This is a genomic window from Pedobacter hiemivivus (assembly GCF_005144565.1).
Classification (GTDB): Bacteria; Bacteroidota; Bacteroidia; order Sphingobacteriales; family Sphingobacteriaceae; genus Pedobacter; species Pedobacter hiemivivus.
The window spans coordinates 241,596-256,522 of record NZ_SWDX01000005.1 but is presented as its reverse complement, the minus strand read 5'-3'; the positions used below and the strand labels follow the sequence as shown (position 1 = coordinate 256,522).

Below are 14,927 nucleotides of genomic sequence, written 5' to 3'. Positions count from 1 at the left end.
TACTGGTAAAACTTTAGTTATTTTGTAGCTTTTAAGGGAGAATATATGAGTTTGGTGAAGGCAAAAAAACATTTAGGGCAACATTTTTTAACGGATAAAAATATCGCGGCAAAAATTGTAAACGGGCTTGTTCATACTGATAAATACAAACAGGTACTTGAAGTTGGACCTGGAATGGGCATCTTATCTGATTTGTTGCTGGAGCGTACAGATATCGAAACTCACTTGATAGATATTGATGTAGAATCCTATCATTTTTTAAATCAAAAATATCCGCAATTGGGCAGTAGACTCATCAATGGAGATTTTTTAAAGCTTAATCTTTCAGAAATATTTAAAGAGAAATATGCCATTATTGGTAACTTTCCTTACAATATATCTTCACAAATTCTGTTTAAAATTCTTGAAAACAGGGACAATGTGGTCGAAATGGTCGGTATGTTCCAAAAGGAGGTGGCAGAGCGCTGCGCTTCAAAATCGGGCACAAAAGATTATGGAATACTAAGTGTGCTGATTCAAGCTTACTACGATATAGAATACTTATTTAGTGTTAAGCCCGGAACATTTAACCCACCGCCAAAAGTAAATTCAGGTGTAATCAGACTGAGCAGAAACAATGTAGAAACGCTTCCTTGTGATGAGAAACTGTTTTGGCGTACGGTAAAGGCTGGTTTCAATCAAAGGAGAAAAACCTTAAGAAACTCACTTTCGGGAGTGATTCCTAAAGATAAGATGGATACGCATCCATTTTTTGATAAACGGGCAGAACAATTAAGTGTGGCTGATTTCATTGAACTAACCTCGCACTTGTCGGAACTTACAAAATAATAAAAGTCATCCCCCCATAACGCAAGCTATACCACGCATGAAAGGAAAAATATTAATAGTTGATGATCTGCATCCTGCATTTAAAGAACGTGCAACTGCAATGGGATATGAGGTTCATGATGAGCCTTTAATTACTAGGGCGCAAACATTAGCTACAATTGCGGATTATGTTGGTATTGCTGTTCGTACGAAATTCAAGATAGATCAGGAATTAATGGCAGCTGCGCCAAATCTTAAGTTCATTGCAAGAGCAGGAGCTGGACTGGATAATATTGATGTGGCTTTTGCAAAGCAAAGAAATATAGCGTTGCTAAATGCCCCTGAAGGGAATATGGATGCCGTAGGCGAACATGCCACGGGGTTGCTGTTGAGCTTGATGAATAATTTCAGAAACGCGGACACAGAGGTACGTAATGGCATCTGGGACAGAGAAGGAAATCGTGGCTATGAGTTAAAAGGGCGTACAGTAGGCATTATTGGCTACGGCTTTATGGGTAAAAGCTTTGCTAAAAAGCTTTCAGGATTTGACGTGAATGTAATTGCTTACGATAAATATAAAACAGGTTTTACCGATGCTTATGCTAAAGAAGTAAGTATGGAAGAGATTGTGAAACAATGCGATGTGCTGAGCCTTCATATTCCGCTTACTACTGAAACCAGGCAGCTGGTTGATGACGAATACCTGCTTCATTTCCGTAAACCTATATTTTTTATCAATACGGCCAGGGGAGAAGTAGTGAATACTAAAGCCGTTTTGTCGGCCATTAAAAACAACAAAATAATTGGTGCTGGATTGGATGTGCTTGAAGTAGAGAAGTTTCCAGTATTAGCTACTCAAGATTGGTTTAAGGACCTTAAGTCATCCGGTAAGGTGATCTTAACACCTCATGTTGGGGGCTGGACATTTGAGTCCTATCGCAAGATCTCTGAAGTCTTAGCAGAAAAGCTAGATGCTTTTTAGCGGATTTATTTGATCATTCCTGCATCATTTAAGCTTAAAAATTTGTTTTTATGCGATTACCCTGTTATCTTCGTTTTAATTGAAGCAAGACTATGTAGGCTTAAAAGCCGATGTAGTCTTGTTTGTTTTTTAGAGGATTTACAATAAATAAACGAGCTATGACAGAGGTAACGTATTATACCCAAGATGGTTTAGATAAACTCAAAGAAGAGTTACAGTATTTAAAAACTACCGGGAGGCAATTGATATCAAAAGCAATTGCTGAAGCAAGAGATAAAGGCGATCTTTCTGAGAATGCCGAGTACGATGCAGCAAAGGAAGCACAAGGATTACATGAAGCCAAAATATCCAAGTTGCAGGGCACACTTTCAACTGCAAGGTTGATTGATGAGTCTAAACTGGATACTTCTAAAGTGCTTGCACTTTCTATCGTAAAGATAAAGAACGTTAAAAACGGTGCAACAATGTCTTATCAGTTGGTTGCAGAATCAGAAGCAGACCTTAAAACAGGAAAAATCTCTGTGAAATCACCAATTGCAAAAGGTTTATTGGGCAAATCTGTAGGCGATACCACCGAAATTGAAGTGCCTGCAGGTAAAATGGAATTCGAAATATTAGAGATCAGCAGATAAAATTAAAAATATGGCAAGCATCTTTTCAAAAATTGTAAGTGGTGAAATTCCAGCACATATCGTTGCTGAAACCACCGAGTTCCTGGCCTTTTTGGATGTGAATCCATTGGTGATGGGACATGTATTGGTTATCCCTAAAAAGGAGATTGATTACATTTTTGATATGGATGAAGAAAGTTATTTCGGATTAACCTTGTTTGCTAAAATAGTAGCTACAGGATTAAAAGAGGCTTTCCCATGTAAAAAGGTTGGCGTTGCGGTTATCGGATTGGAAGTGCCACATGTGCACATTCATTTAATTCCGATGAATTACGTTAATGATATGAATTTCAGTAAGGAGAAATTAAAGCCAAGTCAGGAAGAACTGGCAGAGGCAGCTGCAAAAATCAAAGCAGCATTGTAGTTTTTACCTACTAAGCATAAAAAAACGGAGTCAATTATTTTGACTCCGTTTTTTTTACATCCTATTTCAACTTGTCGTTGTTTTTATGTCTGTCGGCATCTCTGATGCTCTTTTTAATCAGATTTTTTTCCATTGCCGCAGTCAGGTCGATTCCAGTCTGATTGGCCAGACAGATCAATACAAATAAAACATCGGCCATCTCATCGCCCAGATCTACGGCCTCATCGCTTTTTTTGAAAGATTGTTCGCCATATTTACGCGACATGATTCGTGCCACTTCACCAACCTCTTCCATCAAAATTGCTGTATTGGTCAGTTCATTAAAATAACGGATGCCGGTTGTTTTGATCCATTGGTCTACCGTTTCCTGTGCCTCTGCTATGGTCATATTATTCTTTATTTTTTGTATCGATAGTAATCGTTACCGGGCCATCATTTACCAGGCTGATCTTCATATCCGCACCAAATATCCCGGTTTGTATTTCTTTGTTCAATAGTAAGGATAGCTGCTTAATCATGGCTTCATAAAGAGGAATTGCTTTTTCTGGGCGGGCGGCTCGTGTAAAACCGGGCCTATTACCTTTTTTAGTAGATGCGAAAAGGGTGAACTGGCTGATCAGTAAAATATTCCCATCAACATCAGCCAAAGCCTTATTCATCAGGTCTTCTTCATCTCCGAATACCCTCATATTCACTATTTTTCCGGCAAGCCATTCCAAATCCTCCTGTGTATCTGCATCTTCAATGCCAAGCAAAACTAAAAAGCCAAGATCGATAGCACCAGTAGTGTTCCCCGCTACAATACAACTTGCAGTTGTAACCCTTTGTATAACTGCCCTCATAATTTACGCTCTGGTTTCATTCCCATGGAAGATGCTCAGGTAGCTCTCATATCTGCTCAATTCTATTTCACCATCTTCTACCGCTTTAACAACGGCACAGCCAGGTTCATTTACATGGCGACAGTTGTTGAAACGACATTTGTTCATCAAGGCTCTCATTTCCCTGAAATAAGGCCCTAGCTCTTCTGGCTTAATGTCATATATGCCCAGTTCACGTATCCCTGGAGTATCTATCAGATAGCCACCGAATGGTAAGGTGTGCATTTCCGCAAAAGTAGTGGTGTGTTGTCCCTTATCACTCGCTTCAGATATTTCACCAGTTTTGATACTTCGGCCAGGTAATAAAGCATTGATTAAGCTAGATTTTCCTACACCCGAATGACCAGAAAACAAGGTCGTTTTATCTTTTAATAAACTTTCAATCAATGGAATATTGGTGCCTTCAAGTGCCGAAACTGTATAGCATGGATAGCCAATATGCTCATAAATGGCCTTATATTCTTCTAAAATCGTCAAACCGTCTTCATTAAAAAGATCAAGTTTGTTAAAAATGAGTACCGCAGGAATGTCATATGCTTCAGCCGTAGCTAAAAAGCGGTCTATAAATCCCAATGAGGTACGGGGAGATGCTAGTGTAACCACCAAAAAAGCCTGATCAAGGTTTGCCGCAATGATTTGAGCTTGCTTAGATAAGTTGATAGATTTACGAATGATATAATTCCGTCTGTCGTACAGCTTGTTAATCACACCGTTGTCTGAATTAGGTTCCAGTTCAAACTCCACCTGATCACCTACAGCAATAGGATTGGTGGTTTGGATACCCTGAATCCTAAACTTGCCTTTTATCCGGCAGTCATAATCAAGTCCATTTTCGGCGTGCACCTGATACCAGCTTCCTGTTGATTTTATTACTAATCCTTGCATATAATGCGTAAAGGTAAGAAAATGTAGGAATTTATAATTCCTACTAAATCGACCTACTAATAATTTATTTTTATAAACATTTGCTAATTAGAAAAATATAACTTTACTTTACTGCCAGTTACAAGATAGTGTAAGAAATACAATGTATAACAATTCAACCATTACTACGATTACCACAACCACCGGCATAGGACGGAGGAAGGTAAGCTAGTGGGCTGAAAATGAAAATATAACAACCACAAAAAAGCGCCTTCCTCTAATACGGGAAGGCGCTTTTTTTTTAACCAACAACTATGAATATTTTAAAATTTGGAGGTACTTCTGTCGGTTCAGCGCAAAGCATTAGCGCGCTGATGGATATACTCAAGAAGGAGACGGGAGTTGAAAACCCTATTGTTGTTCTTTCTGCAATGGGGGGCGTAACCAACACCCTATTGCTGATGGCAGAAAATGCCAGAAGTGGAGCGGATTATGCCGATCAACTTAAGGAGATAGAAACCAAACATTTCGAAGTGATCCGTGCATTGCTGCCTGCAGGGGCACAAAATCCAGTGTTGACTAAACTAAAGATCTATTTCAACGAATTGGAAGACATCCTGCAATCGGTATATACCCTTCGCGAGTTGAGCCTGCAAACCAAAGATCTGATTTTGAGCTATGGCGAGCGTTGCTCGAATGTGATGGTTAGTCATATCGCCCGTCAGTATTTTGCCAATTCAGTTTATGTAGATGGTGCCGAGCTCATCAAAACAGATAGCAATTTCGGACAAGCAAAAGTTAATACGCAGCTTACCGAAACGCTGATCAGAGATTTCTATGAGTCCAATAAAGATAAATTGCTTTTTGTTACCGGTTTTATTTCCAGTAATGAGGACGGACGCATCACTACATTAGGTCGTGGTGGTAGCGATTATACTGCTGCTATCTGGGGTGCTGCATTAAATGCTGAAGAAATTCAAATCTGGACAGATGTCGACGGGATGCTTACCGCCGACCCGAGGATTGTTAAAAAAGCGTTTTCATTACCCGAGTTAAGTTATATTGAAGCGATGGAGCTTTCTTATTTCGGAGCTAAGGTGATTTATCCGCCAACCATGACTCCAGCGTTTTTAAAGAAAATACCAATTGTAATTAAAAATACTTTCAACGTAGATTTTCCTGGTACTTATATCAAACATGGCGCACAAGCTTCTAGTCTGCCTATAAAAGGAATTTCTTCTATTGATGAAATCAGCATACTAAACCTTTCAGGAAGTGGTATGGTGGGCAAAGCTGGGTTTAGCGGAAGGTTGTTTTCTCTTTTATCCAGAGAGCAGGTAAATGTCGTGCTGATTACACAATCCTCATCAGAGCATAGCATTACTTTTGCAGTTAAACCGACAGATGCCTTAAAAGCATTAGCGCTGATTAATAAGGAATTTGAATTGGAGCTTCAGGCCCGTAAATTAGAGTATCCTGAAGTAGAAAACGGACTTTCAATTTTGGCTATTGTAGGCGAAAACATGAAACGTACACCTGGGATTTCAGGAAGATTATTTAGTGCCCTTGGCCGAAATGGCGTAAACATAAGAGCCATTGCACAGGGCTCTTCAGAGTACAATATCTCCGTAATTCTATCAAGAGCAGATCTTTCTAAAGCAGTAAATGCTGTTCATGATGCCTTTTACTCAGACCTTAAAAAAACACTGAATATATTTTGTCTGGGTACCGGTAATATCGGAAAAACCTTGTTCCAGCAATTACAAAACCAGATGCCTTTCCTGGCGAAGAACAATGATCTTCAGGTAAAAGTGATGGGTGTTAGCAATACCCGCAAAATGTATTTGAATCCCGATGGTATAGATTTGACTACCTGGGAAAACGTGTTGGAAGAGCAGGGGGACAAAGCTGATTTGGGCGAATTTATCAAACAGATGAAAAACATGAACTTAGCCAATTGTGTATTTGTAGACAATACAGCTAGTCATAACCCCATTCAGTTTTATCTGGATGTGTTGCAATCCAGCATCTCAGTGGTTACCTGCAATAAGATCGGGAATTCGGCCGAGTATGATCAATATGTAGCTTTTAAAGAAGCTGCCAGAAAGCATGGGGTAGAGTTTTATTACGAGACTAACGTAGGAGCTGGTCTGCCGATTATTCGTACACTAAAAGATTTAATGCTTAGTGGCGATAGGATTGCCAGTATCGAAGCCATCTTATCGGGTACGATATCTTACATCTTTAATAATTTTAAAGGCGACAGGTTATTTCATGAGGTGGTAAAGGAGGCTCAGGATTTGGGCTATACAGAGCCTGATCCTAGAGATGATTTGAACGGTAAAGACTTCATGCGCAAAATGCTAATCCTTGCCCGCGATGCAGGATATGCATTGGAAGAGAAGGATGTTGCCATAGAAAGTATGCTTCCGGCCGCTTGTCTGGCCGCCAATAGCGTAGCGGATTTCTATCAAGAAATGGAAAAGAATGCCGCGCATTTTGAAAACTTAAAGCAGGAAGCTGCAAAAAGCAATAAAGTATTAAGATATATTGGTAAACTGGAAGATGGTAAAGTTTCTATCACCCTTCAAATGGTTGATGATTCACATCCTTTCTATATGCTTTCGGGCAGTGATAACATCATTTCTTTCATTACCGATCGATATAAAGAACGCCCATTGGTAGTTAAAGGCCCAGGTGCAGGTGCTGAAGTAACAGCGGCTGGTGTATTTGCAGATATTATAAACGTGGGTAAAAGATAATAGGTTATGAGAAAATCAGTAAAAGTTTTTGCCCCGGCCACTGTGGCCAATGTAGTATGTGGATTTGATGTTCTTGGCTTTGCGGTAAACGAGCCAGGTGATGAGGTGATCATGCGTTTGACGGATAAACCGGGAGTGTCTCTTTTAAAAATTACCGGTGATGAAGGCCGGTTGCCTCTAAATCCTGACAAGAATACAGTGAGTGCCATTGCAAAGCAATATCTGGAACATATTGGTAGACCAGATGCAGGTATCGAGATAGAGCTACATAAAAAAATGCCGATAGGTAGTGGGTTGGGTTCAAGCTCCGCTAGTACAGTCGCGGGTCTTTTTGCCATCAATACTTTGTTTGATAATCAGTTGACGAATAGAGAGCTTGTTCCTTTTGCAATGAAAGGGGAGGAGCTGGCTTGTGGATACGGACATGCCGATAATGTGGCTCCGGCCTTATTGGGTGGTTTTGTGTTGATCAGAAGTTACAGCCCGTTGGATATCATTAGTCTGCCTTTCCCACAGGATCTGCATGCTGCAATTGTATATCCTGAGGTAGATGTGCCTACTAAAGATGCCCGTCAGATGATCCGTTCAAAGGTATACTTAAAAGATGCAGTAACGCAATGGGGTAATGTTGCCGGATTGGTAAGCGGATTGTTTATGAATGATTACGATCTGATTGGGCGTAGCATGACTGATATATTGGTAGAGCCAACCCGTTCTATTTTGATCCCTGATTTCGAAATACTTAGGGCCTTGGCTATGGAAAGTGGAGCTATCGGTTTTGGTATTTCTGGTTCAGGACCATCTGTGTTTGCGCTTACAAAAGATGCAGAAACAGCGAATCGGATTACTCAAAAGTTACAGCATCATTTAAAGAACATTGCCATTAATAGCCTGGCCTTTGTTTCTGAAGTAAATAAAAAAGGCCCCGTTATTTTAGACTAATAGAAGCTAACACAAAATGAAATTATACAGTACCAACAACCATAACCTAAGTGTTGATTTTCCTACCGCGGTATTCAACAGCATGCCGGCAGACAAGGGTCTGTACATGCCGGTGCATATTCCGCAATTGGATCAGGAATTTATCGATACAATCGATCAATTCAGTTTACCTGAAATTGCCTTTAAAGTGGCTTCAACTTTATTGCAAGATGCTATACCAGCCAAAGACCTTAAAAATATCATTGATGATGCCATTAATTTTGATGCTCCAGTAGTAAAGCTGGCTGACAATGAATATGTTTTGGAGCTTTTTCATGGCCCTTCATTGGCCTTTAAAGATTTTGGCGCAAGATTTATGAGCCGGATCATGGCTTATTTTTTAAAAGATAACGAGAAAACGCTTGATGTATTGGTGGCTACTTCCGGGGATACTGGTGGTGCCGTAGCACTAGGTTTTTTAGGTGTGCCAAATACCCGCGTAACCATCCTTTACCCTAAAGGAAAGGTGAGCGATATACAAGAATTACAGCTTTGTACCAATGGTCAGAATATCCATGCTGTTGAAGTAAATGGTACTTTTGACGATTGTCAGGCCCTCGTAAAGCAAGCTTTTGCTGATGATGAACTCAATAGTAAGTTCCGTTTGACTTCAGCAAATTCCATTAACATTTCCAGGTTGATCCCGCAAACATTTTATTACTTCAATGCCTACGCTCAATTGAAAAAGCAAGGTAAAAAAGATGTTGTATTTGTGGTGCCAAGTGGAAATTTTGGGAATATTGCTGCCGGTTTATTGGCCTATAAAATGGGCTTGCCTGTAAAGCAGTTTATAGCGGCAACGAATGTAAACGATACCGTTCCACGTTTTCTGGAGACAGGTATATATGAAACCCGTCCATCGGTACAAACTTACGCCAATGCAATGGACGTAGGTGCGCCAAGTAACTGGGTAAGAATCATGGATATGTTTCAAAATGATAAATCAGCCTTACAGCAAGTATTGAAAAGTTATCGTTATACGGATGAAGAAACGTTGAAAGGAATGAAGACCATTTACAATGATTTCGATTATGTCGCATGTCCACACACGGCAATTGCCTGGAAGGCTTTACAGGAATACAGAAAAGAAACAGGCGATAAAGATTTTGCAGGCGTTTTCCTATCTACCGCACATGCATGTAAGTTTCCGGATGTTTTTCCTGAAGAGATGAAAGCTAAGATTGAGATTCCTGAACAAGTAAAAAGTCTGGCCGCAAAGCAAAAACATGCTACAGCTATGGATACTGCGTTTGAATCTTTTAAAAATTACCTAATTACTTCTTACTAAAACGCATAATGGCAATATCACCCATCATAAAATTCAGGGTACTATCGCTGGTTATCGTATAATTACTTGCTTTTTTAAGCATTTCTACAAAAGTGGTCTCTCCCTCACCGGGACAGGCCATTTTTGTCATCATAAAGGGTTTTGTGAAATTAATTGTAGCATCGTCTGCGATCAGTTGTCCAGAGAAAGAATTACAACTGGTGTTGCCGCTAAATCTTTTCTCGGCAATATCAAACTTAATGATGGGCTTTTTACCTGGGTACAGCCCATTGAACGCTATTCTTGGTCCTGATATGTAATTAAGCTCCCAGGTGCCACCCAATTGAGATAATCCACCATTGCCTATAGTTCCGGACTTCATAGTCGTGCAGGACACTAGAGAACTCGCAATCACAACTGTAAATAGCATCAGCCTTTTCATATAAAAATAAGTTTTACGTTATGTGAATATACAAAGAGTATTCCAAAAAACAGGAAAAGGCTTTTTTATGGGCTCTAGCGAAGCTATCATCCTGAGTTGGTTCAGAAACTCAGGATAATAGTATACACTGTTTTTGGATATAATTTAAAAGACTGCGCGAGCAATTCTTTTTGTAGGCTCAGGATTCCCCATTGTGTAGAAATGCAATACCGGTGCGCCCATTGCCTTAAGTTCATTACATTGGTTAATCATCCACTCAATACCCACTTCTTTTACCTCTTTTTCTGATTTGCAAGCTTGTACAGCTTCACTCAATTCCAAAGGAATGTCAAGGTGAAATATTTTAGGTAAACTGATCAACTGTTTACTGCTGGTAATTGGTTTTAATCCCGGAATGATAGGTACATTAATGCCATTAGCCCTGCATTTATCAACAAATTCCTGATATTTATTATTGTCGAAGAACATCTGGGTTACAATAAAATCGGCACCAGCGTCTACTTTGTGCTTCAGCCATTTAAAATCTGTGTCCAGGTTAGGCGATTCAAAATGCTTTTCAGGGTAGCCAGCCACACCGATACAGAAATCTGTTTTTTCTGCACTTTCCATATCATCATGCAGGTACTTACCTTTGTTCATATCTGCCACATGTTGGAGCAGTTCCGAAGCGTAAGCATGACCGTTAGGTGTAGGAATAAAGGCATTGTCACTTTTACGCGCATCACCTCTTAATACCAATACATTGTCGATACCCAAAAACTGAAGGTCGATCAAAGCATTTTCTGTTTCATCTTTGGTAAAACCGCCACAAATTAAATGAGGCACAGCATCAACTTTATACTTATTCATAATGGCAGCACAGGTTGCTACTGTACTTGGACGTTTGCGGTAAGCCACTTTTTCCAATAAACCATTTGCATGTTGTTTATAAATATAGTCTTCGCGTAGATAGGTTACATCAATAAAAGGAGGGTTAAATTCCATTAAAGGATCTATCGCGTCAAATATTCCTTTGATGCTTTGTCCTTTAATAGGCGGTAATAATTCAAATGAGAATAAGGTTTTACCCTTGGCATTATTTATATGATCTATAATTTTCATTAGTTTCCTTGGTTATGTCTAGTATTTTTGTTGTTCGTCATGCTGAAATAAATTCAGCATGACGATAAAAACAGGTTGTTCTTAATACGCCAGGTTAGGACTCAGCCATCTTTCAACTTCTTCAAGTGGCATGTTTTTCCTTACTGCATAATCTTCAACCTGGTCTTTCGTAATTTTACCCAATCCAAAATATCTCGATTGTGGGTGAGCAAAATAAAACCCGCTTACTGCTGCAGTAGGGTACATGGCATAGCTTTCCGTTAAACGAAGACCAATTTTAGCCTCAGCATCCAATAGTTCAAACAAAGTACCTTTTTCGGTATGTTCCGGACAAGCTGGGTAACCTGGTGCCGGACGAATACCGGAATATTCTTCTTTTATCAGCGCCTCGTTATCTAAGGTCTCATCCTTAGCATATCCCCAATAATCCTTTCTTACTAGTTCATGCATTCTTTCCGCAAATGCTTCTGCCAGCCTATCGGCCAATGCTTTAGCCATAATGCTGTTGTAATCATCATAAGCAGCTTCAAATTCAGCAACCAGCTCATCACAACCAATGCCGGTTGTTAAGGCAAAGCCGCCAAAATAATCAGGTACACCTATCTCTTTTTGGGCTACAAAATCCGAAAGCGCATAGTAAGGCTGATCGGCGGTTTTTTCTGCCTGCTGGCGTAAAGTATGGATCACCACCTCTTTACCATCAACATCCAATACAATATCATCACCCACAGCATTTGCTGGCCAGAAACCAATTACTGCTTTTGCAGTTAACAATTTCTCATCAACAATCCTTTTTAACAAGGCCTGTGCATCAGCAAATAATTTCTTGGCCTCATCACCTACAACTTTATCTTCCAGTATCCTTGGGTAGCTTCCGCGAAGTTCCCAGGTTTGGAAAAATGGTGTCCAGTCAATGTATGGTACCAGTTCTTCTAAAGGATAATTTTCAAATACCTGGGTTCCTGTAAATTTAGGAGCAGGGGCCACTAGTGCCGGATCTATTTTAAAGTTATCCTTACGTGCTTCTTCAATGGTTTTAAAACGTTTGTCAGATCGCTTGTTTAAATGTGCTTCACGTGCTTTATCATACTCAGCCCTGATACCAGAGATATATTCGTCTCTGGTGTCTTTGTTCATCAATGTGCTAGCAACAGTTACACTTCTCGAAGCATCTAAAACATGTATCGCCGGACCAGAATAGTTTGGTGCCACCTTTACGGCTGCATGGATCCGGGAAGTTGTCGCGCCACCAATCATCAATGGAATGGTAAAACCTTCACGTTCCATTTCTTTGGCAAAATGAACCATCTCATCCAACGAAGGGGTGATCAAGCCACTTAAACCAATAATATCAGCATTAATTTCTTTGGCTTTTTTAATGATATCCTGCGCAGGTACCATTACGCCCATATCTACGATTTCGAAGTTGTTACAAGCTAAAACAACGCCTACAATATTTTTTCCGATGTCATGTACATCACCTTTTACGGTGGCCATTAAGATCCGGCCTGCAGATGAGTTCTGGTCCTGATCAGGATTGTCTAATTTCTCCTGTTCAATAAAAGGTAGTAAATAAGCCACTGCTTTTTTCATTACACGGGCAGATTTTACAACCTGTGGTAAAAACATTTTTCCGGCACCAAAAAGGTCACCTACAATGTTCATCCCATCCATCAATGGACCTTCGATTACCTGAATTGGCCTTGCGTATTTCTGGCGGGCTTCTTCCACATCATCATCCAGATATTCAATGATCCCTTTAACTAAAGCATGAGAAAGTCTTTCTTCAACTGGATTTTTACGCCATTCCTCATCTCTTACAATCTCTTTTCCTTTAGATTTGATGGTATCTGCAAATTCAACCAATCTTTCTGTCGCATCATCCCTACGGTTCAACAAAACATCTTCAACCAGTACAAGCAGCTCAGGTGGAATCTCCTGATAAACCTCTAGCATTCCGGCATTGACAATTCCCATATCCAGCCCAGCCTGGATGGCATGGTATAAAAATGCAGAGTGCATCGCCTCTCTAACTGTGTTATTCCCTCTAAAAGAGAAGGAAATATTAGATACCCCACCGCTTACTTTTGCGTAAGGCAGATTTTCCTTAATCCAGCGGGTCGCATTTATAAAATCTACCGCATAGTTATTGTGTTCCTCCAGACCGGTCGCAACCGTTAGGATGTTTGGATCAAAAATAATGTCTTGCGGTGGAAAGCCGATTTCATCTACTAAAATATCGTATGACCTTTTACAGATCTCTTTTCTTCTTTCAAAATTATCAGCCTGTCCCTGCTCATCAAAAGCCATTACTACTACGGCAGCACCGTAAGTCATAATTTTGCGGGCACTCTCTTTAAATTTCTCTTCTCCTTCTTTAAGCGAGATCGAGTTTACAATTCCTTTTCCCTGCAAGCATTTTAATCCAGCCTCAATTACAGTCCATTTCGAAGAATCGACCATGATTGGTAGTTTAGAAATATCAGGTTCAGAAGCAATCAGGTTCAGGAATTTCGTCATCGAAGCTTCCGAATCGATCATCCCCTCATCCATGTTCACATCTATTACCTGTGCTCCACCTTCAACCTGTTGACGGGCAACGGTTAAGGCCGCTTCAAAATCTCCACCCAGAATTAGTTTAGAGAATTTTGGCGATCCGGTAATGTTGGTACGCTCACCAATGTTTACGAAAATGCTTTCAGGTGTAATGGTAACCGGCTCCAATCCACTTAAACGCATATAAGGTTTAATATGTGGGATTTTACGAGGGGCTACATTTTTTGCTTTCGCAGCAATACATCCGATATGATCTGGAGTAGTACCACAGCAGCCGCCAACTATGTTCACAAAGCCATGCTGGATAAAATCTCCTACCAGATGAGCCGTTTCGTGCGGCATTTCATCGTAGGCACCAAACTCGTTTGGCAACCCTGCGTTTGGATAAGCCGAAACGTAACAAGGGGCTTTTGCCGAAAGTTCTTCAATGTGCGGTCTCATGTCTTTAGCCCCCAATGCACAGTTAAACCCGATGCTTAATGGGTTTGCGTGGATCACCGAATTTAGGAATGCTTCAGCGGTTTGTCCGCTTAAAGTCCTTCCCGAGGCGTCGGTAATGGTGCCTGAGATCATGATCTCTATTTTACGGCCAATTTCTGTCTCATACTTTTTAATAGAAGATATGGCAGCTTTGGCATTTAAAGTATCAAAAATGGTTTCAATTAACAGTAGATCCGCGCCTCCATCAACCAATCCGCGAACCTGCTGATCATAAGCATCAACCAGCTCATCGAAGGTAATGGCCCTAAAACCAGGATCATTTACATCTGGAGAGATAGACAAGGTTCTGTTGGTTGGCCCTACAGCCCCGGCAACAAAACATTTACGGTCGGGGTTGGCCGCCATAAATTCATTTGCCGCTTCTTTAGCAATTTTAGCGCCTTCAAAGCTCATCTCATAATCCAGTTCTTCCATCTGGTAATCAGCCAGTGAAATACGCTGTGTGCTAAAAGTGTTGGTCTCAATGATATCAGTACCGGCCTTTAGGTATTCGGTATGTATCGCTTTAATGATGTCGGGACGGGTTAAGTTTAGTAAGTCGTTGTTCCCTTTTACATCACATGGGTGATTTTTGAAGCGCTCGCCTCTAAAATCTTCTTCAGTCAAAACGTATCGCTGTATCATAGTGCCCATCGCACCATCAATAATTAGGATCCGTTTTTCTAATTCTTCTCTAATGTTCATTTAACAAAAAATCATATGAGCAGGTAATAAGCTATTTTTGATAGAGGCGAAAGCCTAAACAAGT

13 protein-coding genes are annotated in these 14,927 nt (G+C 40.3%); 7 read left to right on the top strand and 6 right to left on the bottom strand.

Going from position 1 to position 14,927, the window contains the following annotated elements:
* Positions 1-45 precede the first annotated feature (45 nt).
* From rsmA to FBD94_RS14225, 4 genes are all read left to right on the top strand, one after another.
* Positions 46-828, top strand: a complete 783-nt coding sequence (rsmA, locus tag FBD94_RS14240) for a 16S rRNA (adenine(1518)-N(6)/adenine(1519)-N(6))-dimethyltransferase RsmA (protein ID WP_131608281.1) — start codon at positions 46-48, stop codon at positions 826-828.
* Between the two features lie 37 nt (positions 829-865).
* The gene (locus FBD94_RS14235; RefSeq protein WP_131608282.1) at positions 866-1,789 is read left to right on the top strand and encodes a 2-hydroxyacid dehydrogenase; all 924 of its coding nucleotides are present in this window, start codon (positions 866-868) and stop codon (positions 1,787-1,789) included.
* 158 nt (positions 1,790-1,947) lie between these two features.
* Entirely contained in the window at positions 1,948-2,421 is a 474-nt protein-coding gene (gene greA / locus FBD94_RS14230) for a transcription elongation factor GreA (protein ID WP_090785267.1), read from the top strand.
* A gap of 10 nt (positions 2,422-2,431) precedes the next feature.
* Entirely contained in the window at positions 2,432-2,824 is a 393-nt protein-coding gene (locus FBD94_RS14225) for an HIT family protein (RefSeq protein WP_131608283.1), read from the top strand.
* A 61-nt stretch (positions 2,825-2,885) separates the two neighbouring features.
* Here FBD94_RS14225 and FBD94_RS14220 read toward each other — a convergent pair whose 3' ends face one another.
* Genes FBD94_RS14220 through rsgA form a run of 3 tightly spaced genes read right to left on the bottom strand, consistent with a single transcriptional unit; the run spans position 2,886 to position 4,590 of the window.
* The gene (locus FBD94_RS14220; RefSeq protein ID WP_131611126.1) at positions 2,886-3,212 is read right to left on the bottom strand and encodes a nucleotide pyrophosphohydrolase; all 327 of its coding nucleotides are present in this window, start codon (positions 3,210-3,212) and stop codon (positions 2,886-2,888) included.
* A 1-nt stretch (position 3,213) separates the two neighbouring features.
* Positions 3,214-3,666, bottom strand: coding sequence for a D-aminoacyl-tRNA deacylase (gene dtd / locus FBD94_RS14215; RefSeq protein WP_131611125.1), 453 nt, complete (start codon positions 3,664-3,666; stop codon positions 3,214-3,216).
* Positions 3,667-3,669: 3 nt separating this feature from the next.
* Positions 3,670-4,590 carry a ribosome small subunit-dependent GTPase A gene (gene rsgA, locus FBD94_RS14210; protein ID WP_136880665.1) on the bottom strand — a complete coding sequence of 307 codons (921 nt, stop codon included), beginning with the start codon at positions 4,588-4,590 and terminating at the stop codon, positions 3,670-3,672.
* A gap of 293 nt (positions 4,591-4,883) precedes the next feature.
* On the opposite strand from rsgA, the gene thrA reads away from it, so the two are divergent.
* From thrA to thrC, 3 genes are read left to right on the top strand one after another with little or no spacing between them, the layout of a single operon-like run.
* Positions 4,884-7,331: a bifunctional aspartate kinase/homoserine dehydrogenase I gene (gene thrA, locus FBD94_RS14205; RefSeq protein WP_136880664.1), complete on the top strand. Its 2,448-nt coding sequence runs from the start codon at positions 4,884-4,886 to the stop codon at positions 7,329-7,331.
* A gap of 6 nt (positions 7,332-7,337) precedes the next feature.
* Positions 7,338-8,273 (top strand): homoserine kinase, encoded by a 936-nt coding sequence (locus tag FBD94_RS14200; RefSeq protein ID WP_131611122.1) that lies wholly within the window; start codon positions 7,338-7,340, stop codon positions 8,271-8,273.
* Positions 8,274-8,289: 16 nt separating this feature from the next.
* The gene (gene thrC / locus FBD94_RS14195) at positions 8,290-9,600 is read left to right on the top strand and encodes a threonine synthase (RefSeq protein WP_136880663.1); all 1,311 of its coding nucleotides are present in this window, start codon (positions 8,290-8,292) and stop codon (positions 9,598-9,600) included.
* Here thrC and FBD94_RS14190 read toward each other — a convergent pair.
* From FBD94_RS14190 to metH, 3 genes are all read right to left on the bottom strand, one after another.
* On the bottom strand, positions 9,587-10,021 hold the full coding sequence (locus tag FBD94_RS14190; RefSeq protein ID WP_131611120.1) for an META domain-containing protein: 435 nt from the start codon (positions 10,019-10,021) through the stop codon (positions 9,587-9,589). The genes thrC and FBD94_RS14190 overlap by 14 nt on opposite strands.
* A gap of 144 nt (positions 10,022-10,165) precedes the next feature.
* On the bottom strand, positions 10,166-11,122 hold the full coding sequence (gene metF / locus FBD94_RS14185) for a methylenetetrahydrofolate reductase [NAD(P)H] (protein WP_136880662.1): 957 nt from the start codon (positions 11,120-11,122) through the stop codon (positions 10,166-10,168).
* Between the two features lie 81 nt (positions 11,123-11,203).
* Positions 11,204-14,863, bottom strand: coding sequence for a methionine synthase (gene metH / locus FBD94_RS14180; protein ID WP_136880661.1), 3,660 nt, complete (start codon positions 14,861-14,863; stop codon positions 11,204-11,206).
* Positions 14,864-14,927: the final 64 nt, after the last annotated feature.

Coding starts and splice junctions, on each gene's coding strand:
- rsmA (WP_131608281.1), top strand. CDS start 46: ATGAGTTTGGTGAAGGCAAAAAAACATTTAGGGCAACATTTTTTAACG.
- FBD94_RS14235 (WP_131608282.1), top strand. CDS start 866: ATGAAAGGAAAAATATTAATAGTTGATGATCTGCATCCTGCATTTAAA.
- greA (WP_090785267.1), top strand. CDS start 1,948: ATGACAGAGGTAACGTATTATACCCAAGATGGTTTAGATAAACTCAAA.
- FBD94_RS14225 (WP_131608283.1), top strand. CDS start 2,432: ATGGCAAGCATCTTTTCAAAAATTGTAAGTGGTGAAATTCCAGCACAT.
- FBD94_RS14220 (WP_131611126.1), bottom strand. CDS start 3,212: ATGACCATAGCAGAGGCACAGGAAACGGTAGACCAATGGATCAAAACA.
- dtd (WP_131611125.1), bottom strand. CDS start 3,666: ATGAGGGCAGTTATACAAAGGGTTACAACTGCAAGTTGTATTGTAGCG.
- rsgA (WP_136880665.1), bottom strand. CDS start 4,590: ATGCAAGGATTAGTAATAAAATCAACAGGAAGCTGGTATCAGGTGCAC.
- thrA (WP_136880664.1), top strand. CDS start 4,884: ATGAATATTTTAAAATTTGGAGGTACTTCTGTCGGTTCAGCGCAAAGC.
- FBD94_RS14200 (WP_131611122.1), top strand. CDS start 7,338: ATGAGAAAATCAGTAAAAGTTTTTGCCCCGGCCACTGTGGCCAATGTA.
- thrC (WP_136880663.1), top strand. CDS start 8,290: ATGAAATTATACAGTACCAACAACCATAACCTAAGTGTTGATTTTCCT.
- FBD94_RS14190 (WP_131611120.1), bottom strand. CDS start 10,021: ATGAAAAGGCTGATGCTATTTACAGTTGTGATTGCGAGTTCTCTAGTG.
- metF (WP_136880662.1), bottom strand. CDS start 11,122: ATGAAAATTATAGATCATATAAATAATGCCAAGGGTAAAACCTTATTC.
- metH (WP_136880661.1), bottom strand. CDS start 14,863: ATGAACATTAGAGAAGAATTAGAAAAACGGATCCTAATTATTGATGGT.